At 36.0% G+C, this 19,070-nt stretch carries 17 protein-coding genes, 5 tRNA genes and 2 pseudogenes; 14 read left to right on the forward strand and 10 right to left on the reverse strand.

The genetic code is table 11. The annotated features are described in order from the left end of the window. The first annotated feature begins 171 nt into the window (after positions 1-171). Positions 172-498 carry a cyclic-di-AMP receptor gene (locus CALHY_RS01115; protein ID WP_013402187.1) on the forward strand — a complete coding sequence of 109 codons (327 nt, stop codon included), beginning with the start codon at positions 172-174 and terminating at the stop codon, positions 496-498. Position 499: 1 nt separating this feature from the next. Continuing rightward, positions 500-1,429: an NAD(P)/FAD-dependent oxidoreductase gene (locus tag CALHY_RS01120; RefSeq protein ID WP_013402188.1), complete on the forward strand. Its 930-nt coding sequence runs from the start codon at positions 500-502 to the stop codon at positions 1,427-1,429. Positions 1,430-1,487: 58 nt separating this feature from the next. Here the strand turns inward: CALHY_RS01120 and CALHY_RS01125 are convergent, their stop codons facing one another. The 3 genes from CALHY_RS01125 to CALHY_RS01135 all read right to left on the reverse strand — a co-directional run bounded on the left by CALHY_RS01125 (position 1,488) and on the right by CALHY_RS01135 (position 2,665). After that, positions 1,488-1,835, reverse strand: coding sequence for a hypothetical protein (locus tag CALHY_RS01125; protein ID WP_174299044.1), 348 nt, complete (start codon positions 1,833-1,835; stop codon positions 1,488-1,490). Then, positions 1,828-2,337 (reverse strand): DUF6036 family nucleotidyltransferase, encoded by a 510-nt coding sequence (locus tag CALHY_RS01130; protein WP_013402190.1) that lies wholly within the window; start codon positions 2,335-2,337, stop codon positions 1,828-1,830. The genes CALHY_RS01125 and CALHY_RS01130 overlap by 8 nt, the downstream gene beginning before the upstream one ends. 109 nt (positions 2,338-2,446) lie before the next feature. After that, a complete protein-coding gene (locus tag CALHY_RS01135) occupies positions 2,447-2,665 on the reverse strand; it encodes an FmdB family zinc ribbon protein (protein WP_013402191.1) in 219 nt (72 codons plus the stop codon). A gap of 250 nt (positions 2,666-2,915) precedes the next feature. Here CALHY_RS01135 and CALHY_RS01140 point away from each other — a divergent pair, with 250 nt between their 5' ends. After that, positions 2,916-3,635: an FTR1 family protein gene (locus CALHY_RS01140; protein WP_013402192.1), complete on the forward strand. Its 720-nt coding sequence runs from the start codon at positions 2,916-2,918 to the stop codon at positions 3,633-3,635. 89 nt (positions 3,636-3,724) lie between these two features. Beyond that, positions 3,725-5,200: a stage IV sporulation protein A gene (gene spoIVA / locus CALHY_RS01145; protein WP_013402193.1), complete on the forward strand. Its 1,476-nt coding sequence runs from the start codon at positions 3,725-3,727 to the stop codon at positions 5,198-5,200. 41 nt (positions 5,201-5,241) lie between these two features. Here spoIVA and CALHY_RS01150 read toward each other — a convergent pair whose 3' ends face one another. Continuing rightward, positions 5,242-7,875 carry a phosphodiester glycosidase family protein gene (locus CALHY_RS01150; protein WP_013402194.1) on the reverse strand — a complete coding sequence of 878 codons (2,634 nt, stop codon included), beginning with the start codon at positions 7,873-7,875 and terminating at the stop codon, positions 5,242-5,244. A gap of 45 nt (positions 7,876-7,920) precedes the next feature. Further along, positions 7,921-8,628: a tRNA 2-thiocytidine(32) synthetase TtcA gene (locus tag CALHY_RS01155; RefSeq protein ID WP_013402195.1), complete on the reverse strand. Its 708-nt coding sequence runs from the start codon at positions 8,626-8,628 to the stop codon at positions 7,921-7,923. Between the two features lie 150 nt (positions 8,629-8,778). Here CALHY_RS01155 and CALHY_RS01160 point away from each other — a divergent pair. The 5 genes from CALHY_RS01160 to CALHY_RS01180 all read left to right on the forward strand — a co-directional run bounded on the left by CALHY_RS01160 (position 8,779) and on the right by CALHY_RS01180 (position 9,322). Continuing rightward, positions 8,779-8,855: transfer RNA gene (locus tag CALHY_RS01160), tRNA-Pro, on the forward strand. 99 nt (positions 8,856-8,954) lie between these two features. Beyond that, positions 8,955-9,039 (forward strand) — tRNA-Tyr (locus CALHY_RS01165). 17 nt (positions 9,040-9,056) lie between these two features. Beyond that, positions 9,057-9,132, forward strand: a tRNA-Thr gene (locus CALHY_RS01170). A gap of 28 nt (positions 9,133-9,160) precedes the next feature. Further along, positions 9,161-9,236, forward strand: a tRNA-Lys gene (locus CALHY_RS01175). A gap of 9 nt (positions 9,237-9,245) precedes the next feature. Then, a tRNA-Arg gene (locus tag CALHY_RS01180) sits at positions 9,246-9,322 on the forward strand. 214 nt (positions 9,323-9,536) lie between these two features. Here CALHY_RS01180 and CALHY_RS01185 read toward each other — a convergent pair. Next, positions 9,537-10,118 carry a Uma2 family endonuclease gene (locus tag CALHY_RS01185; RefSeq protein ID WP_013402196.1) on the reverse strand — a complete coding sequence of 194 codons (582 nt, stop codon included), beginning with the start codon at positions 10,116-10,118 and terminating at the stop codon, positions 9,537-9,539. 205 nt (positions 10,119-10,323) lie between these two features. Between CALHY_RS01185 and CALHY_RS01190 the strand changes: the two are divergent. Further along, a pseudogene (locus tag CALHY_RS01190) lies at positions 10,324-10,890 on the forward strand (acyl-CoA dehydratase activase); the annotation flags it as partial. Between the two features lie 69 nt (positions 10,891-10,959). Here CALHY_RS01190 and CALHY_RS01195 read toward each other — a convergent pair. Beyond that, complete coding sequence (locus CALHY_RS01195) at positions 10,960-12,111, reverse strand: C69 family dipeptidase (RefSeq protein ID WP_013402197.1); 1,152 nt, start codon at positions 12,109-12,111, stop codon at positions 10,960-10,962. A 168-nt stretch (positions 12,112-12,279) separates the two neighbouring features. Between CALHY_RS01195 and CALHY_RS01200 the strand changes: the two genes are divergently transcribed. Further along, the gene (locus CALHY_RS01200; RefSeq protein WP_013402198.1) at positions 12,280-13,710 is read left to right on the forward strand and encodes an ISNCY-like element ISCahy1 family transposase; all 1,431 of its coding nucleotides are present in this window, start codon (positions 12,280-12,282) and stop codon (positions 13,708-13,710) included. Between the two features lie 537 nt (positions 13,711-14,247). Here the strand turns inward: CALHY_RS01200 and CALHY_RS01205 are convergent. The 3 genes from CALHY_RS01205 to CALHY_RS01215 are packed head-to-tail and all read right to left on the reverse strand — an operon-like array spanning position 14,248 to position 16,429. Beyond that, the gene (locus tag CALHY_RS01205) at positions 14,248-14,571 is read right to left on the reverse strand and encodes a hypothetical protein (protein WP_013402200.1); all 324 of its coding nucleotides are present in this window, start codon (positions 14,569-14,571) and stop codon (positions 14,248-14,250) included. A gap of 39 nt (positions 14,572-14,610) precedes the next feature. Next, positions 14,611-15,621, reverse strand: coding sequence for an SPL family radical SAM protein (locus tag CALHY_RS01210; RefSeq protein WP_013402201.1), 1,011 nt, complete (start codon positions 15,619-15,621; stop codon positions 14,611-14,613). Then, the gene (locus tag CALHY_RS01215; RefSeq protein ID WP_013402202.1) at positions 15,590-16,429 is read right to left on the reverse strand and encodes a 5'-methylthioadenosine/S-adenosylhomocysteine nucleosidase family protein; all 840 of its coding nucleotides are present in this window, start codon (positions 16,427-16,429) and stop codon (positions 15,590-15,592) included. Before CALHY_RS01215 ends, CALHY_RS01210 begins: the two co-directional genes overlap by 32 nt. A 376-nt stretch (positions 16,430-16,805) precedes the next feature. Here CALHY_RS01215 and CALHY_RS01220 point away from each other — a divergent pair, with 376 nt between their 5' ends. The 3 genes and pseudogenes from CALHY_RS01220 (at position 16,806) to CALHY_RS01225 (ending at position 18,984) form a co-directional block, all read left to right on the forward strand. After that, entirely contained in the window at positions 16,806-18,119 is a 1,314-nt protein-coding gene (locus tag CALHY_RS01220; protein ID WP_013402203.1) for a transglutaminase-like domain-containing protein, read from the forward strand. Positions 18,120-18,249: 130 nt separating this feature from the next. After that, positions 18,250-18,480, forward strand: a pseudogene (locus CALHY_RS13360) (L-Ala-D/L-Glu epimerase); the annotation flags it as partial. Positions 18,481-18,570: 90 nt separating this feature from the next. After that, positions 18,571-18,984 carry an RrF2 family transcriptional regulator gene (locus tag CALHY_RS01225; RefSeq protein WP_013402204.1) on the forward strand — a complete coding sequence of 138 codons (414 nt, stop codon included), beginning with the start codon at positions 18,571-18,573 and terminating at the stop codon, positions 18,982-18,984. Positions 18,985-19,070: the final 86 nt, after the last annotated feature.

A 19,070-nucleotide genomic window follows, 5' to 3' on the forward strand; every position in this document is an offset into this window, starting at 1 on the left:
TTTTTGCGACATCTCCTTGTCAAAATGGATTTAAAATCTTCTAACTTATTTATTATACCACCAAAATTGCATTTGCTAACAACAAAGATTTGGCATAAAATTTAAATCAACTTAAGAAAATTGTGGTAAAATAATATCATAATTGATTTTTAAAAAGGGTGAATTTAAAAAATGAAATTAGTTTTGGCCATTGTGTCAGAAGTGGATAGAAATAAACTGAACCTTGCACTTATTGAAAATGGTGTTCCTGCAACAATTATCTATTCAACAGGCGGTTTTTTGAATAGGGGCACTGTTACATTCATGATAGGTGCTGAAGATGATAGGCTTGATGAGGTGATTGAGCTCATAAAAAAGAACGTGTCAGAAAGGAAAGAGGTTTCAAAATCTACTTTGCCACCTGCTTTGCAGAGCCTGTTTTTTGTAAGCAAGCAGAAGATTGAACAGGGCGGAGCGGTGATTTTTGTGTTAGACATTGAAAACTTCTTGAAAGTTTGAAATGATAGTTTTAAAATATACCCTGTATGGGTATAATAATATAGGGGTGAAGTTAAGGATGATTTATGATTGTGCGGTGATTGGAGCAGGACCGGCGGGCTTGTCTGCTGCCATAAATCTTGCTCAGACAAACAGAAGTGTTGTTGTGTTTGCAACAAAAGAAGAAGACTCAAGTATCTACAGGGCACCTGAAGTGAACAACTATCTTGGGTTTCATGGTGTAACAGGGAAAGAGCTTTTGCAGGCGTTTTATGACCATGCCAAAAAGATGGGTATTGAGGTTGTGCACAAGAAGGTTATAAACTTCTACAAATCAGGTGACATTTTCACGATAAATGCAAACAACGAGTTTTTTGAGGCGTACTCTGTCATTTTAGCAATTGGCACACCAAAGAAGACTTTGTTGGAAAATGAGGGTGAATTTGTAGGTCGAGGAATTTCTTACTGTGCTGTTTGCGATGGGATGCTGTACAAGGGAAGAACCATCGCGGTTATTGGAGAGGCTATTGATGCTGAAGAAGAGGCTGAGTACTTGTCTGAGCTTGCAAAAAAACTGTACTATATTCCACTTTATAAAAAGAATGAGTTTCATTTCAAAGACAATGTTGAGGTTATTTTGTCACGCCCAAAAAGTGTGTATGGGGAAGACTTTGTAAATGCGTTAGAGCTTGAAGACAGGACATTGAATGTTGATGGAATATTTATAATAAGAAAGACAATGCCGGCTGACCAGCTAATTTATGGGCTTGAGTTTACAGAAGACGGACACATAAAAGTTGACAGCAAGATGCAAACATCTATTGAAGGGCTTTTTGCAGCAGGCGATGTAGTGGGAAGGCCTTATCAGGTTGCAAAAGCTGTCGGTGAGGGTCAGATTGCCGGGCTTTCAGCCTCAACATATGTGAAAATGGTAAAGGAAAAGCAGAAGTAAAAAGGACTGATTCGGCGTTTGCCGATGAGGTCCTTTTTTAAATTTGAAAAATGGGAGCTTATTCCCAGTACATAAGGTTTAAAAACATATTTGCAATCTTTGCCTGATCTTCAAGTATATTTTGAGGGGTTTTGCCGCAGTAATCTGGTTCAATTTGACGAGATTCTAAGGTCCACAAAAAAGCTTTGAATTTTGGGTATCTATGGATATTTTCTTTCATATAGCAAAGAAGGTCGCAAAGGTTTTGATAAGTTTCAGAGTTTTTGCTTTTCTCTTTATAAAATTTTTGAGGGTCTACAATTAATTCAAACACCTTCGCAATTTTATACCTATATTCATCCTTTGCGCCTTTGTTTTCAAAATTCTTGATATAATTATAATAGCTTTCGCAGAATATCCTATACATCATATTTCACCCTAAAAATTTCAAGTTTTTCTAAAAACCTTTTCTTCTTTGTTTCAAAAAAGTCTTTTCTGTTTAAGATTTCCTCAATTATTTTGTTAATTAATTCTTTGTTGCATGAGGGCATTAATTTATCTATATCTTCGATATCTTTTTCATCAAGCCTAATAATTTTACTGACCACAATGTCTTCTTTTGAAAGAACATAAACTCTTATGTATTCAAAACCCTCAAGCTTTATTGCTCTTTTTTTAAACGATGGTGCTATTGGAGTGCTTTCATATTCAAGAAGGTCAAAATCTCCTAGAAATCGCAATACTTTCCCAATCTGAGAAGGATAGTTCAAATCTAAAATATCAAAATCGCGGGTGGCTCTGTCTAAATATTCACCTAAAATACATGCAGACCCGCCTAAAAGGTATAACGAAAATGGTCTAATTTGCAGGACTTTTGCAATCTTTTCGGCATCCTTTAAAAGATTAAAAAGAGCTTCTCTTTCATGCATTTTGAAAATTAAAGAAAGTTTAAAGTTTTCTATATTTTAAATTATACCACACAAAAAATAAAAAACAAAAGGGCAACCTTGAAAAGTTTTACTCAAGATTACCCCTGTCTTAAAATCCACAGGAACCTCCACAGCATCCACTTGTACAAGAATAGCCACTATCAGAAGACTTCGAGGATGAGATGATATTCACGCTTTTAAAAACTGCTTCAAGCTCACGGCTGTGACAGCTTGGACATTCAATCTCTTTGTTTTCCCTCTCTTTAATGGATGCTCTAACATTGAACTCCTCACCACAATCTTTGCACCTCAAATCGTAAAATGGCATATCCATCACTCCTTTTATTTTGTTTGCTAAATATATTATAGCTTCTAATAGAACAAAGGTCAATATACATATTAGGGGTATAAGGTAATATTTCTTCATAAGCAATCAAATTTATGAAAGGTCCGCAGATAGATAGTAAAATAACAAATTAGAACCAAGTATTCATATAGAAATACTTGACAATATCATTACATTGCTTTATAATTGAAAATGAAAATCAATTTCAAAAAACAAAGAAAGGAGTTTCGTTATGGTTCAGGGATTTGTAATTGCTTTTAGAGAGGTTTTTGAGATAATTCTTGTAGTTGCTGTGATGATTGGGGTTATTCAAAAGCTTAACCAAAAGGATTTACTAAAGAGTTTGAATATTGGGCTGGTATTAGGGATTGTTTTGAGTGCATTGCTTAGTATTATTGTATTTGCCTTTTATGAGAGCTTGGAAGAGTCCTTTGAGGGAGTTGAGATAGCATTAAAAGCTTTACTGGTGATTCTAATTACATGGTTTTTAGCTTTAGCTATCAAATATCAGAAAAGGGATTTAAAACAGCAGACTTATGAAAAGGTTATTAATTTCCAAAAATATTCATATGGTATTTTTCTCCTATCTCTTGTAAATGTTTTACGAGAAGGAACAGAACTGGTAATATTTTCGTTGGCTTCATTTTCCAAGGATAAATCCTTAACTTTATTCTACGGGATTGGTCTGGGGATATTTGCAGCTGTACTTTTGGGCTACTTTGTGTTTAAGCTTTCTAACAGAATAAATATAAGACTCTTTTTCATTGCCACAACATTAATTTTGGTGATTGTTTCGTCTGAAGTTTTAAAAGACTTGGTTGAAGAAATTCTTAAAGAAGGGTTAAAAACTCAGAATGAGGTTATTCCTACTGTTTTGAGCGTTGGATATATTTTGATATTCTTAGTGCTGATGATACAGTCAAATATCATTTCAAGGCAGAAAACAGAGTAAAGGTTAAATCTTGTAATATTTCCCCCGCAACAAAAATATATTTTTACTGACAAGTCCATTTGAAATTGCATAGGGGGAAAGATGTTTTGATGGATGCTGATATCTACAGAGAAATAGCAAAAAGGACAAACGGTGACATTTACATTGGTGTGGTTGGACCTGTCAGAACAGGAAAGTCCACCTTCATAAAAAGATTTATGGACCTTTTTGTGATTCCCAACATTGAAGATGAGTATAAAAAAGAGAGAACAAAGGATGAGCTTCCGCAAAGCGCGCAGGGCAAAACTATAATGACAACAGAGCCCAAATTTGTTCCCAATGAAGCTGTTGAAGTTTTGCTATCAAGCGGTGCAAGGCTGAAGGTACGGCTTGTTGACTGTGTCGGGTACTTAGTTGAAGGTGCAATGGGACATTTGGAAGAAAACCATCCGCGCATGGTCACAACACCGTGGTTCGAAAAGCCAATCCCGTTTGAAGAGGCAGCAGAGATTGGCACTAAAAAGGTCATCCAGGACCACTCAACAATTGGGATAGTCATCACAACAGATGGCACAATCACTGAGATACCGCGAGAAAACTACATAAAGGCAGAAGAAAGAGTGATTGAAGAGCTAAAGCTACTTAACAAGCCGTTTGTGATTGTTCTCAACACCGCAAAACCATACTCACCCGATACACAAGAGCTCAAAAAAGAGCTTGAAGAGAAGTACAAGATGCCAGTTTTGATTGTCAATTGTCTTCAGATGCAGATTGAGGATGTAAAGAGGATTTTAGAGACAGTGCTGTTTGAGTTTCCTATTGTTGAAGTAAAGATTAACTTGCCAAGATGGTTTGACGAGCTGGAAGATGAGTCGTGGCTCAAAAAAGAGATTTACGAAAAGATAAAAGAATATGCAGAAAAGCTTGACAAAATCAGAGATATAACAGACCAGCTTGAAGTTTTAAAACAACATCCCCAGATTGACAGGTGTGAGGTTGTAGGAATAAATTTGGGAGATGGGAAGAGCGAGCTTTCAATTTACTTCAAAGAAGGGCTTTTGTTCAAGATCATTGAAGAGTCAACCGGGTTTGAAATAAAAGGCGAGCATCATCTTGTAAGACTTCTTTGCGAGCTTTCACAAATAAAGAAAGAGTATGATAAGCTAAAAGATGCTCTAAATAGCGCAAAAGAGAAAGGATACGGTATTGTTGCACCTGCTTTGGATGAGCTCAAGCTTGAAACACCTGAAATAGTAAAGAAAGGAAACAGCTTTGGTGTAAGACTCAAGGCCTCTGCACCATCTTTGCACATCATAAGAGTGGAAGTTGAGACAGAGGTGTCACCAATTGTTGGAACAGAGAAACAGAGCGAAGAACTTGTGAACTTTTTGATGAAAGAGTTTGAAGACGACCCAAAAAAGATTTGGGAGTCAAACATATTTGGAAAATCACTTCATGAACTTGTAAAAGAAGGACTTCAAAATAAGCTTCACAGAGTGCCTGAAGACAGCCAAGAAAAGCTCAGAGAGACTTTGCAAAGGATTATAAACGAAGGAAGTGGAGGACTTATTTGCATAATCCTTTAAAACAAAAAGGTCCAAACGCTTTGTCTGGACCTTTTTGTGTTTTAATGTCCTCTTGCAAGGTAAATGTAGCCTTTCTCAACATCACATGCAAGGTTTATACTTTTTGCACTTGATTTTGCAAGCAGGTTATTTGATGATGCATATCCGATGTAAAGAGTATCGTATCTTTCTACACGGGTGTAATCACTTGTGGTGCAGATAATCATTGAAGGTGCTTTTCTTGATTTTAAAAGTCTTATGAGTACATCTTTTTCATCTTGCCTGAGGCTTTCAAAGGGGATGTCCAAAACAACAATCAGAGGTTTTTTCTCAGCTGATAGATTTTTAATCCTCATCCATTGATAGTATGAAAAATCCAAAATCGAACCACTTTTTGTTCTTAAAAATACTATATTGAACTTTTCATTCTTTTCGTATGGTGGATTGTCCTTTTCAAGACTGTAGCATTTCAAATAGCTGCCAAGGTTTGATTCTACTTTTTTCTTGATCTCACTTGGTAGGCTTTCAAAACCCTTTGTCAGAAAGATAACAGATGTCTTTGCAAGCTTCTCATCAAACTTTGCAACATACTGGTTTATATTTTCAACAGGAGGTAGATTCACAACATCGCCTGTGAGATTGTCAATCCAAATATAGCCTTGTGTCTTTTGAGGAATAAGAAGAATATAATCTAAGGTTTTGTAACTCTCTACATTCAAGGAATAGCTTTTGAAATTGTCGCTTTTAAGCTGCGTAATCTCAACCTCTTTTTGCGTGCCACTTAGCATTTTGAATCCAAGGTAGACTTTGACATTATTTGCGCAAATGTCAAATGAAATTTTACTTATATTTGTAAGGTCAACAGGAGTTTTAAAATCAAGCTTGAAACTTTTGCCTTTTGTTGATGAGACGCTGAAGTATATCTTGTTTGAATATTTTCCCTGTGTCTTGTTCTTGGATGAAAGAAACATCGAAACACCTTTTGGCCAGCTCAAGGCAAGATAATCAAACGACCGTAGAAGCTGTAAAGTCTCACCTATCCCAACTGGTATACTGCATTTTAAATCTTTGTAAGTAAATGTTACAAAACCTCGAAAGTTAGATTTTGCTATGAAAATTCCATCTTTGAACTCAAAAGCTGGATTTTCTTCGGCTTGAACTTTTCTTGGGTCTATCTCTTTAAAGTGGCCAACCTTATCTTTTATATAAAACCTCAGCGCTAAAGATTCACCGGGCATAAGTTTGAGCTGCTTTTTGCTTGTGGTCAAAATCTCTGGCTTGTACACCGAAATCTTTTTTTGTGCAAAAGCTTTCTGGTACACATCTTCGTAAACACAAGATATTGTAACAACACCGTCTTTGTAAGGCGTGAAGATGCCATCTTTTATGTCTATCTCATAAGCATCCTGGTATACCTTCAAATATACAGCATCATATGTGATTGTGTTGTAGAACCTGTCCTTTGCAAAAACCTTTATAGGATACTCTTCGCCTGCAAAGACCTTGTCAGGACAGTCTATATAAAATGTGGAAATTTTATCATCTCTGTATTTATAAAAAGCTGCTATTGAATCAAAGACTTTTCTGGTCTCACCTGTGTTGTAAAAGGCTTTGAGGTTTCCATCATTGTCCTTTGCAATAAGCTGTGTAGAATACCCACCATCAAGGTTTATGGCTGTCCACACGCCAATTGACTGCAAAAAATTTGCAAGCTCACCCTGTGAAAGGCCAATGCTCTTTCCATTTCGGCCATCAACTGCAACAAGATAGAGGTATCGACCAATTTTGTCAATGCCAATTGCAGATCGTGGATGCCTTCCTGCAATCTCATGTGTAAAAGTTAGTATTTTGCCATCTTTTAACAAAAAGGTATTACCAGATGCCGCAGCTTTTATTTTCTCAAGGGGAACAGAGAGGTCTATCTTGATCTCCACCTTGTCGCCCACTTTGAAGTTTGTTTTTAGGTTTTTTGCATAGTTTCCTGTTGCCGCCAAAAGATATTCATCTTTATCCAAGACAACAGCTGGAGTTTCTTCTCTGATATCTTTGATGATGCCATCTTTTATGATGAGCTCTACAATTCCCTTGTACTTGTCTCCAATGGTTTTTTGAACATAGTCGCCTGTGAACAAAATAGGGTATGTCAAATCGCCTGTGAACTTGTTTATGTGTGCAATCTTGAATTCATAGCCAGAATCTACGTTTACAAGCTTGTATGAAAGACCATTTATATAGTCAAAAAGAATTTCATTCGAGTTTGTGTACACAAAGGCCGGGAAGGTATTTTGCTTGTTATTTGGCGAAGACAGAATCTTGCCACCTGACACAGAAATTCCAATTGGCCAGATTTTATTGTAGTTTGTTTTGGTGTTTGTGTAAAAGAAGTTTGCGTTTATTGCAGCAACAGGGTTTTTGTCGATTTGATTGTAAACCATGTTATAAACAAAATCGCCTGTGTTTGCAACGCCGGCTCTCAGCACGTCAAAGTCAAATCCACTATCTATAAGGTCAAGCTTTATGCAGTTTATATCCACAAATCCCTCATCTGTCAAAAGTTCATACTTTTCATAGTACGTGCGAGGAGCAATCTGCTGTGTTGTTTTAAATCTCAAGATTTCTGTGTACGGCTTTGCAAATGCTGATAGGATGAAGGACAAAATTGTCGCAAAAGAGATAAAGCTTAAAAACTTTTTCATCTTCACACTTGCCTCCAGTCTTTTGTCATGAAAAATCGCAAAAGTTTAATCTTTTAACCCCCATATATTTCTCTTTATAGCATTGAAGACCAAATCCTTGGTTGCGGGATGAAACTGTTTTAAGCTTTTCACAAACTCTTTCATTCTTTGCCTGTTAGTTTTTCCATTTGCAGGGCATGGATTTGTGATTACGGGAAGTTCGAGCCTTTTTGCGGCAGATCTCAAGTCATGTTCTTTTAAGTAAATCATAGGTCTTATAGTTGTAATTTGAGTCCTATCAAGGTATGTCTTTGGGGAAAAACAGTAGATTCTTCCTTCAAAAAATAGGCTCAGGAAAAATGTTTCAACCACATCATCTAAGTGATGTCCGAGCGCAACCTTGTTGCAACCAAGACTTTTTGCTGTGGAGTTAAGTATTCCACGGCGAAGGTTTGCACAAAGCGAGCAAGGGTTTTCTTCTTTTCTAATGTCAAACACAATCTGTTTTATTTGCGATGGCACAAGATGAAATTCAACATCTATTTTATCACAAAATTCTTTGATTGGCAAAAAATCCATTCCTTCAAATCCCATGTCGATTGTGATAGCAACAACATCAAACTTTTTGGGGTAAAATCTTCTCATAAAGCTCAAAGTGTAGAGCATGGTAAGGCTATCTTTTCCGGCAGACACGCCAACCGCAATCTTGTCCCCCTCTTCTATCATCTCAAAATCTTCTACAGCCTTTCTCACCTTGCTAAAGATATGCTGCATTTTTCATTCCTCCAAATGCTATTATTTTGATTTACATTGTAGACATTATTAATTATATCATGCATAGCAGAGGACAAAGAAGTTAAAAATTTACTGTATTTGACCTCTTGACGAAAATCAAAAATGATGTTATCATATAAATGCTGATGGCGGGGTGTAGCTCAGCTTGGTAGAGCACGTGGTTTGGGACCATGGGGCCGGAGGTTCAAGTCCTCTCACCCCGACCATAAAAAGGGTTTGTTTAAAAGGGTATTGACAGAAATGTAGAGCTTATGTTAAAATACAAAAACGTCGGCTCTCAGTAAAAAAAGAAGAAAGTAAGACATGGAGGGGTACCCAAGTGGTCAAAGGGGGCAGACTGTAAATCTGTTGCCGCAGGCTTCGTTGGTTCGAATCCAACCCCCTCCACCACTAAGAGTAAAAATGGTGCTGGCGTAGCTCAATCGGTAGAGCAGCCGACTTGTAATCGGCAGGTTGCGGGTTCGAGTCCCATCGCCAGCTCCATTTAATTTAATAAAGAAGAATAACAGGTGCGCCATTAGCTCAGTTGGTAGAGCAGCTGACTCTTAATCAGCGGGTCTGGGGTTCGAGTCCCTAATGGCGCACCATTTAAATGCGCGCCCATAGCTCAGCTGGATAGAGCAACGGACTTCTAATCCGTAGGTCAGGGGTTCGAATCCTCTTGGGCGCGCCATTTATTTTTGAGGGTTTTGATACTTGGAGTATTGTTACAAATTAATTTTTTACTGCTACCCTACAGCTACTGAAATAAACTGAAAAAATTTAGGGTAACTACTCCACATCAGGAGTGGTTACCCTTTATATTTGCTTGCTCAAACAGATGATTTAACTTCGTTCTGTATATCCTGCCTTCATTATTCCCTTTCTTTTTGGTCTTGGCAGGCATTTTATAACATCTCTTTGATTTGAGCAAAGTCTATTATAAGGTCTTCAAAAAGAGAGACCTTTACCTTGTCATTAAAAGTGTAGACTTTGGGATATGAATATCCTGTCTCTGGACGATATACATACACAAAAATGTTTTGCTCATCTGGATTGACAATCCAATATTCTTTGACTCCAAATTGAGTGTAAAGATTAAGTTTTCGAATATAATCATGTGCAGGATTATTTTGTGATACAACTTCAATTATCATCTCAGGAGCTCCAATACAACCTCTATCGGTCAGCTTTTTCTTATCGCATATGATTGATATATCAGGCTGGACAACGTTTGTTGCTTTGCTTTCATCCTGCCCTTCCTCTACAAAGACAACATCAAATGGGGCTGTGTATATTTTACATGGTTTATTGTTTTGCTTGATATAATTTCCAATAACTAATATCAACTCAAAAATTATCTCTTGATGTATCCTTGACGGTGCAGGGCTCATATTATAAATAACACCATCAATTAGCTCTACTTTTGCGTCTTGAGGCAGCTGAAGATAGTCTGCATAAGTGTATATTTTAGGTACTTTGGCCTCCATTGCCCTCACCTTTTTTGAATTTTATAAAGATTAAACTTCTGATATAATTATATCACAAAAGTTTTCGAAGAAAGAGCAAAATTGCCAAGCACTGTATTTATTATTACTTCTTTTAACCATTTTGGCCAAACATAAATATTTTGTAATTCTTTATAAAAAAAAGAGCGGTTTACAGAAGAAGAGTATAGAGAAATAAAGAAGCACGCTAAGTATTCCATTTTCAAACATGCAGGTTACAGAGATAACTTGCCATGCAAAAGGTGCCCATGCCCTTTTTCCGAGTGCAAGAACTATCATAGACATTGGTGGGCAGGATAGCAAAGTGATAAAAATAGATGAAGATGGCAATGTATTGGATTTTGTTATGAACGATAAATATTCGGCAGGCACTGGTAGATTTATTGAATACATGGCAAGAGTTTTGGAGTTGGAGCTTGAAGATTTTTCGAGGTGTTCAAATTTCACAGAGGATTTGACAATTTCGAGTATGTGCACTGTATTTGCCGAATCAGAAGTGATAAGCCTCATTGCGCAAGGTAAGAAAAGAGAGGATATAGTAAGAGCTATTAACAAGGTTGTAGCAATAAAAGCTATTTCGTTAATAAATAGAGTAAAAGGTGAAAAGGATTTTGTAATGACAGGCGGGGTTGCAAAAAATAAAGGTGTTGTTTTAGAGCTTGAAAGAAGGCTTGGTAGCAGGCTTTTGATTCCTTTTGATCCGCAAGTTGTTGGTGCTCTGGGCGCAGCAATAATTGGGCTTGAGGGTGGTTAGATAGATAGATTTCAATTCCAATTTAACAGGTATAGTTAGCTTTATTGTATTGAGGAAAGAAGGCAGACATTACTCAAATTGCCAAGCCATTTTTATTATGTTTTCTTTTTCAAGGTCATTTTTTACATTTCTTGCAAGTTTAAAAAGTTCTTTTTCACGTTCATCTCTGTTTTTTAAATAAGTATCTCTATCCACTTTTCCTTTTTCAACATTCTCTATAATTTTTCTCTGGGCTTTCCAATACCCAATTGCAAGATCAGTTTTCTCTTCGGTAAAGAAAATATCTCTGTTTTCAACAAACCATAGAGGCTTATATATAGAAAGACATGGGAGTGAGCTTCCAGTTGCGAAGATGTTTATTTTTCGGTCAATTAATTCAACAATAAAGCTTCCAGTTGTTTCACTTGAGATAATGCTTTTTGAATGCATGCAAATGTTTTTCATAGATCCATACAAGAAATTTTTGCTATTTAAATTATAATGGTATCGCAATATGCTTTTGAAATCTTCTATAGTTAACTTTCCCTTTTTTTCTTCCAGCATTTTTTGGGTAAGCTGCTGTCTAAAATTACCACATGCAAATTTAGTTATAAGTGGGTTTTCAAACTCTTTTTTAAAATCAATGATTTCTCGTTTTATCATCTTGCTTTTCATATCATAATCGTTTCTTATGCTCAACGCATTTGAAATGCTTCTTACATCTTTAACTTTTTGCAAAGCCCAATAGACACCTGCTGTTTCTAATACCCATGCATTTTCAAAGTCAGCAATTAAAAATGAGTTGTGGTATTTTAGATTCTTTGTATATCCGCATTTTCCACCTTGTCCATATCTTTCAATAAAGTAAATAATATTGTCAACTGCTTCTTTTGCTGTCTTGCTTCGCTCAAGTGCAAGTCGCAGAATATCCATCCCAAGAAGTGCTGGTGGACCTTGTCTTTGATTTGTAAACACTGCTTCATTTCCAATAACAACTCCGAATTCATTAACTCCCATTTCAGCGCCCCATATCCAAGATGGCTTAAATAAAAAACAATCATATGTAACTTCTGCCTGCTCCACTTCAATATATGTACATTTGACCTTTTCTCCTTTTTTATGTTCCTTTCTGGGGACTCTTATAACTATATGAGGCTCATTTTTCTCTCTGTCACTGTTTTTGCCAAATAATACACAGTTATTCAGCGTTGAATTTTTCAAGGCAACAATAGTATCGCACATAAAATAAACCTCCTTGTGATTTTAATTATTATTAGCCTTTTGCAAAAACGCTCAAGATGAGCGTTATCAAGCTTTACATAGAATCAAAAAAGACTGGTCACCCTCCTCATAATTGTAGTAAAATATGATTATATAAAACAAATTTTCTACTATGAGGAGGGTTCCAAAATGTTCAACACCAAACCTAAACAACTTTCTTTCATAGACCTATTCTCCCACCTAAAGGCTTCGGCTCTCTACAAGCCTGAAAGCCTCTTGGGCTTGTTCAATAAATTCATTGACTTGTCACATTATATACCTTCTTCTTTCTACAATGCCTACTACAAATATTTCGGTAAGCATAGATACTTCTCTTTAGAATCTATGCTTTGTTGCTTCCTCGTCCAAAAATTGCTCAAACTCAATACTTTAACTCAGCTTCGTGCTGTCTTACTCAACTCATTCGAACTTCGCTCATTTTGTAATCTTCATGGCAATGTCCCTTCTATCTCTACTCTTTCTCGCTTTAGAAAAATATTTGCAAGTGAAATCCATAAACTTTTTCAAAATATCTCTATCCATGCACATAATATTTCCATCCAACAATGCCCTCAAGATTCTTCAATCTTAATCTTCGACACAACAGGTATTGTCCCAAAGGTTCGTGAAAACAATCCTAAATTCATTCATCTACTGCTGAAAAATACCTCAAAAGCTAACCCTGAACTTCCCTCTGAAAAAGTCTACTCTCTCGTTTATTCTTCTTTGCCTAAAACTGCTAACGCTAATTCTAACATCCGTCTTATGTTTGTAAATGGCCATTTCTGCTGGGCTTTAAAATTTGCTGTCATTACAAACGCTATCGGTATCCCTTTAGCTTTAGTACCTCTGTTTAACTATGATTCCCCTTCCTCTGACCCACAAGAAGCAAAAGCTATCTCCGACTCTAAAGGTTTAATTCCTTCGCTCGAAACCTTATTCTCCTACATCCCCAAAAATTTCTCCACTTTCATCGCCGACAGTGCTTTGGATTCCCACAACATATACTCCACTTTAAAAAATACATTTAACTTCTCCAAAATCGTCATTCCACTAAATACAAGAGCTTCTAAAAATACTACACCTACTTTAGACCCCAATATCGTTATTTCTGAAGATGGTATCCCTATCTGCAAAAAGTTCAACAAACCTTTTAAACCCGAAGGCAAATGTCAGGGTAAAAATCGCTCTTTGCGCCTTAAATGGACTTGCCCTATGTCACAATACAAAGATGGCAAACGCATCTGCTCTTGCCCTCAGCCTTGTACTACCTCTAAATCGGGTAGAATGTTCTATACATACCCAGATAACTTTCGCTCTTTCCCAGGTATCAACAGAAATTCACAAGAGTTTTTTGACCTCTACAAAAAACGTGTCGCTGTAGAGCAGACTATTTACCACCTGAAATCCTACATGGGCTCTGATACTATCTCTACTTATGACCATATTTCTATTTTCTCTGATTTCTTGCTATCTGCCATTACTTTCTCGCTCTTGTTTATTCTCGCTCACAATATCAAACTCTATTGCTCTAAATTGACTATCAAAAAACTTAACAAGCTCAAAAAACTTATCGCTTAATACTACTATTTTTTAAATCTATTTCTTACAAAAAATTTCTGGTTTTGTTTTTACTTAACCTTCTAAAACAAGGAGTTAAGAAGGCTTAGGATATTATTGTCTTTTTTGAAGTTGTTAATTTTTGTCATATGTTTGTTGCTGATTATTTTTGTTGGTATTGATAATATTTGATTTTCACTTCTCTTTTCTTTTTGTATCTTGATTGTATTTCATGTTAGTATTGGTGCCTTTTACCTTCAATCACCACCTATTTTGCAAACGCCTAATTTTAATTATTATACCTCAAAGACAATTCTATTCTAACATCCTAATATTATTTGACTGAAGCTTTTAGAGGAATACGAAATTGAATATGTCCAGCTTGTAGAAAGAGTCAAACAAGGATGTACAGGTAGTATGGATAAATTTGAATTAAATGTTGCAAAGTTAGTTGACAAAAAAATACAAAAAAATTGTAAAAGAAAAACAAGAAAAATAAAAACACTAAAGCTAAAATAGCTGAAAATATGATACTGGCAGAGATAGAGAACACTTTGTTTATGGTCCTGTGCCAACAGAGGTTATCTTCCAAAGACCTGATTCGTCTTTCTTTAAATAGAAAAATCGAAGTTCCATACCTGTTACTCGGTCAGTAAAGCCTTCGACAACGTATTGCTGACCATAAAATTTGTCAATATATTTACCGCGGATAATTTTCACATTAGACAGTGCCCATGGACCTTTGTGAAGAACAATATAAAAACGAATAGCACCTTCAGGTGTTTTGTGAAATTCTTTAGAAGTAATGACTATAGCTACTGAAAAAATAACTACCAAAAGAATCAAGATAGCAGCCAAAAGGATTTTCTTCTTCTTCTTCATATTTCCACCTCATACCTTTACATTAAACTCCTGCTATAATTATATCACAAAAATTTTCGAAGAAGGAGCAAAATTGCCAAGTATTAAAAGTATTGTATTTATCATTTCTTCTTTTAACTCTTTCGGGTAAGTGTAGATATTTTGTGATTCTTCATAAGGAAAAGAGGTAATTTCGTTTGCAAATACTTTTTTCATTCTCTTAAGATAGTCTTTTGGAATTCTAAACACTCCAACTGAAATATCTACAATCTTATCAGGGTTCAACTCTCCGAAAACCTGTCTTAAGAACTTTTCATAAATTGATTTCCAGTCTTCAATATATAAAATTGGGTCAAAACAAAGCCTTACTTTCCAGCCATTTTCTGTAGCTTTTTTAATTGCAGAAAGTCGTGAAGATAAAGAAGGTGTGCCATGTTCAAACTTTTCTATAATTTCTTGAGGAGACAGTGTCCATGCTAAAATTACATTATCTTGAGGTTTCAAGTTTTCTAAAGCTTGGAAGTTGGTACTTTTTGTTCTGATTTCAATTGTCAAATTTTGCTTTGAAGCTGCGTATTCAATCCATGCAGAAGAAAATGGGACAATTTTTTCAAGTGCTAAAAGGTCTGTTTCGTATGATACAGAAAGATACAGCGGCTTATTTTTCAAAACAGCATCAATCTCTTTGAAGTAGTCTTCGATGTTCACAAATGCTACTATATTTGCAGAGGAGTACATTCCTTTTAAAAAGCAATATTCACAGCTGCAAATACAGTTCAAAATGTTGCTTGTATAAAAAAAGTTACTATATCCAAAATTGTGGCAAATTGAGGGGCCGGGATAGAGAAACTCTCCCCATTTTTTTGCAAGTATTAGTTTTTTGCTCTTTTCCTGAAGAGAGTAATTTTGCCTTGCTCTGCAGAAAACCTCTTTGTAGTTATCTATTTTAACTATTTGAGATCTTCGCAGGTTCTCTAAAATCTTTATTGTAACAGGATGAGAAAGAACAGCTTTTTCGACATAAACATGAGAAAAATTCTTAGCTAAGAAGGATTTTTCTGAGCTTGTCAAAGTAGTTTTTGCCCTCCTTTTTAGAGTTTATTTGAACTTCAAAAAATTCAAAGATAAAATCAGGTAGTTTTTTATGCCTTATTATATAGTCTTTTAACAAACTTTCAAGCTCATTGGTCATATAAGTTGTAAGATGTAAACTGTTTTTTAGTTTATTTACAAGTAGAGGTATATTATCGATTTCAGGCGTATTGTTGCAAAATTCAAAATTTAATTTTAATAGGGAATTTATCAGACTTTCTATATGAGGAATACTTTGTTTTATCAGATTTTCAATCTCAGCAAGATTTATCTTTTCAAAGTCCAAAAAGTCATAAACAATCTTGATGCAGTGTACATTGTGCAGGGGCAAAAAGATAGAAGCTGCTTCGAAAAATCCTGCCCCTTCCATGTCAACTGTATCCCCTTCAATTTCAAGTGGTAAGCTGTCTTTTTTCACAGGATGCATAAAACTTTCGAGTGATGCTTCTTTCATGCTATGCTGAATCAAAATATCTGGGTAGAATGCCTTTTTTGAGTGGTGATTTATTATTTTGTTGCAAAGAATAACATCACCTTTTGAAAAAGCATTTTCCACAGCTCCGCAAATCCCAATGTTCAGGGCTATATCTTTACTACCTGCTCCAAACTTTGTCAAGGCAAATGTTGTTGCAATACTGCTCTTTACAATTCCTTCCTTGCTTTCTATAAGAAGAATATCATTGCCAGAAAAAATCTGAAATTTTGAAGGTTCATATAATTTTTTCAGGCCAAAATGTTCTATCAGAGCCTTTGCTTCTGCATGGAAAGCAGTGACAATATATATCATTAAAAGCTCGCTCCTTCAGTTGCTGTTTGCAGCTTTCAGATTCCAATTTTGATTATAACACATATCAAAATTCTCTAATATTCTTTGAAGACAGTTAACCAAAAACTTTTGATTTCATTAAATTTAAAAATATAAAGTGGTTTTCACAGACTTAAAAAGTGCTATAATAAAAGTAGCCCTTGGCAGTAGCCTTTTCGTTTTGTGTCCTCTGAAGTAGGGGACGAAGCCTTTTCGTTCGACTGCCGGGGGTGTTTTCTTGCCTGTGGATGTTTTCTACATCTTTTATGCACTCTGTATTTAAATGTATACAATTTTATTAGAAATATGGATAGCTTGCAAGAGATTAAGAAGAGTATATGAAAGAGGAGATGAGATTATGGATTTTCTTGTATGCAAGATACCAGAGGAGATCGAGAGAGAAGAAAAGCTTGGCAATTTTTGCTTGGCTTTGAGATTAATAGACAGGTGGCTGGCTGATGAAAGAATCACTGAGGTACAAAGAAAACGTCTAATGTACGAGAAGAATAGAATAAACAGAATACTCGAAAGTTATCCTTTTTATGAAGAAACTGCTTTAAAGAAAGCAATGGAGCTGATTGATTCTTTTTCTCGAGAGGAATTTTATCACCTTTTGTCAGAAGGGTATCTTGATTACATAGTAATTGAAGGAAAAAGAAGATTCGAAGAACGCTTTGTTCACAATATAGCTTTTGCTCTTCCATCATACAGAGAAAGACTCAAGAAAGATCCTGTTGCACAGAAAGCAAGAGAATTGCTTGACAAGAGATTAGAAGAATTGACACAAGGAGACCCTCCCAAAAGATACCGAGTACGTGCAAAGATGACTGTTGCTATCAAAGACGATGCAGATCATTTTCGTGTTTGGCTTCCATTTCCAAAAGAAGAGCTTCAGGTTTGTGATGTAAAACTTGTTTCAACAAGCCAAAAAGACTATTTTCTTGCAGACAACAAGGTTTCACAGAGAACTATTTATTTTGAGGGCAAAGAAAAAGAATACTTTGTTGAGTTCGAGTACACTATAAATGAGTGGATAAACAAGGTTGATCCAGAAAAGGTTGAAGAAAATGATTTGGACGAATTTCTTGGTGAACAGCCACCTCATGTGGTGTTCACGCCATACCTGAAACTTTTAACCAACCAAGTAGTTGCTGGTGAGAACAATCCTTATTTAAAAGCGAAGAGAATCTTTGATTGGATTACAAACCATGTTAAATATTCTTATGTTCGACCATACGCAACTTACGAGAACATATCACAATATGTTGCAGAAAACTTGAAAGGAGACTGTGGTTTTCAGGCTCTGCTTTTCATTACTATGTGCCGAATTGCTGGAATACCTGCACGATGGCAATCTGGCTGGTACATAAATCCCCTTATGGCTTCTCCACACGACTGGGCACTGTTCTACGTCAAGCCTTATGGTTGGCTTCCGGCAGACCTTTCATTTGGTGGGGCAAGACGGGAGAACGAAAAACTTCGCAGTTTCTATTTTGGCAACTTAGATGGTTTTAGGATGGTTGCAAACTCAGATTTTATGAAAGATTTTGAGCCGAAACCAAATTTCCTGCGATTTGATCCTACAGATAATCAGCTTGGTGAGGCTGAATCCTTATCTGGGAAAGTTAAAATTGAAAGCAAGATTGAGGTAATCTCTTTTGAAGAAATCTGAAAAGAGGAGGGACAAAATTACAAATGAGCAAGATAGCAAATGTCAAGTTCGATGTCAAACACTACAAATATGACAAGCCTTTTCACATCACTGGAAGCATATCTTCTGAGACAACAAACGTGGAAGTTAGAAATCTGGAATAAGCGATGCTCTCTCTATTATCGAGCTTGCAAGGAGTGCTAACCTCAGATTAATGATAGTGTGTATGTCCGAATCAAGCCTCGGGATTAACCAGAGTGTTCACTTTGCCCTGGGAACTGGAGCATTTTACTTCCATGACCTTGACAGTCATCTGATGCTGAAAGAGCCAGAGTTCAGAGGAAAATTTATTCAAAATGGAGCTAAGATGATTGGGTATTAAGTTATAATCTCAGTATTGACACCTCAAAAATTGTAGTATAAAATAAAAGTGTACTAAATCAGTATACTTTAATTTGGCAAGGGTGAGTAAATGAGACTTACGCAAGCATCCGACTATGCGCTCAGAATAGTGCTTCACCTTTCAAAGAAAAAAGGAATGGTAGTTGAGGCAGACACTATCTCAGAAGAAGAAAAGATTCCCAAAAGATTTTTGTTGAAAATATGTAGGGATTTGATAAAGGCAGGGATTATAGAATCCGCACGAGGTAAAAATGGAGGTTATATCCTTGCTAAAAATCCTGAAGACATAACAATGAAAGATGTGATACTGGCAGTAGAAGGTACCTTGGCTTTGAACAGGTGCCAGATAGACCCTTCTGCTTGTAGTAAAAGAGCTACTGGATATTGCGCTGTGCACAAGGCTTTTTCTTCAGTGATGAAGACTGTTGCGAAGGAGTTTGAAAAGTATAACTTTGCTGAGCTTGCAAAAATGGATGGAAACTAATTTCAGTTTCCATCTTTATTTTGTAGACAAAAGTATACTAAAATAGTATACTTTCAAAATACAAAAAATCAATTAATATTGCGGGA

The organism is Caldicellulosiruptor hydrothermalis 108 (genome assembly GCF_000166355.1).
In the GTDB taxonomy this organism is placed as follows: Bacteria; Bacillota; Thermoanaerobacteria; order Caldicellulosiruptorales; family Caldicellulosiruptoraceae; genus Caldicellulosiruptor; species Caldicellulosiruptor hydrothermalis.

Excerpts from the sequence above, each read along its gene's own strand:
- CALHY_RS01115 (WP_013402187.1), top strand. The coding sequence starts at position 172 with ATGAAATTAGTTTTGGCCATTGTGTCAGAAGTGGATAGAAATAAACTG.
- CALHY_RS01120 (WP_013402188.1), top strand. The coding sequence starts at position 500 with ATGATAGTTTTAAAATATACCCTGTATGGGTATAATAATATAGGGGTG.
- CALHY_RS01125 (WP_174299044.1), bottom strand. The coding sequence starts at position 1,835 with ATGTATAGGATATTCTGCGAAAGCTATTATAATTATATCAAGAATTTT.
- CALHY_RS01130 (WP_013402190.1), bottom strand. The coding sequence starts at position 2,337 with ATGCATGAAAGAGAAGCTCTTTTTAATCTTTTAAAGGATGCCGAAAAG.
- CALHY_RS01135 (WP_013402191.1), bottom strand. The coding sequence starts at position 2,665 with ATGCCATTTTACGATTTGAGGTGCAAAGATTGTGGTGAGGAGTTCAAT.
- CALHY_RS01140 (WP_013402192.1), top strand. The coding sequence starts at position 2,916 with ATGGTTCAGGGATTTGTAATTGCTTTTAGAGAGGTTTTTGAGATAATT.
- spoIVA (WP_013402193.1), top strand. The coding sequence starts at position 3,725 with ATGGATGCTGATATCTACAGAGAAATAGCAAAAAGGACAAACGGTGAC.
- CALHY_RS01150 (WP_013402194.1), bottom strand. The coding sequence starts at position 7,875 with ATGAAAAAGTTTTTAAGCTTTATCTCTTTTGCGACAATTTTGTCCTTC.
- CALHY_RS01155 (WP_013402195.1), bottom strand. The coding sequence starts at position 8,628 with ATGCAGCATATCTTTAGCAAGGTGAGAAAGGCTGTAGAAGATTTTGAG.
- CALHY_RS01185 (WP_013402196.1), bottom strand. The coding sequence starts at position 10,118 with ATGGAGGCCAAAGTACCTAAAATATACACTTATGCAGACTATCTTCAG.
- CALHY_RS01195 (WP_013402197.1), bottom strand. The coding sequence starts at position 12,111 with ATGTGCGATACTATTGTTGCCTTGAAAAATTCAACGCTGAATAACTGT.
- CALHY_RS01200 (WP_013402198.1), top strand. The coding sequence starts at position 12,280 with ATGTTCAACACCAAACCTAAACAACTTTCTTTCATAGACCTATTCTCC.
- CALHY_RS01205 (WP_013402200.1), bottom strand. The coding sequence starts at position 14,571 with ATGAAGAAGAAGAAGAAAATCCTTTTGGCTGCTATCTTGATTCTTTTG.
- CALHY_RS01215 (WP_013402202.1), bottom strand. The coding sequence starts at position 16,429 with ATGATATATATTGTCACTGCTTTCCATGCAGAAGCAAAGGCTCTGATA.
- CALHY_RS01220 (WP_013402203.1), top strand. The coding sequence starts at position 16,806 with ATGGATTTTCTTGTATGCAAGATACCAGAGGAGATCGAGAGAGAAGAA.
- CALHY_RS01225 (WP_013402204.1), top strand. The coding sequence starts at position 18,571 with ATGAGACTTACGCAAGCATCCGACTATGCGCTCAGAATAGTGCTTCAC.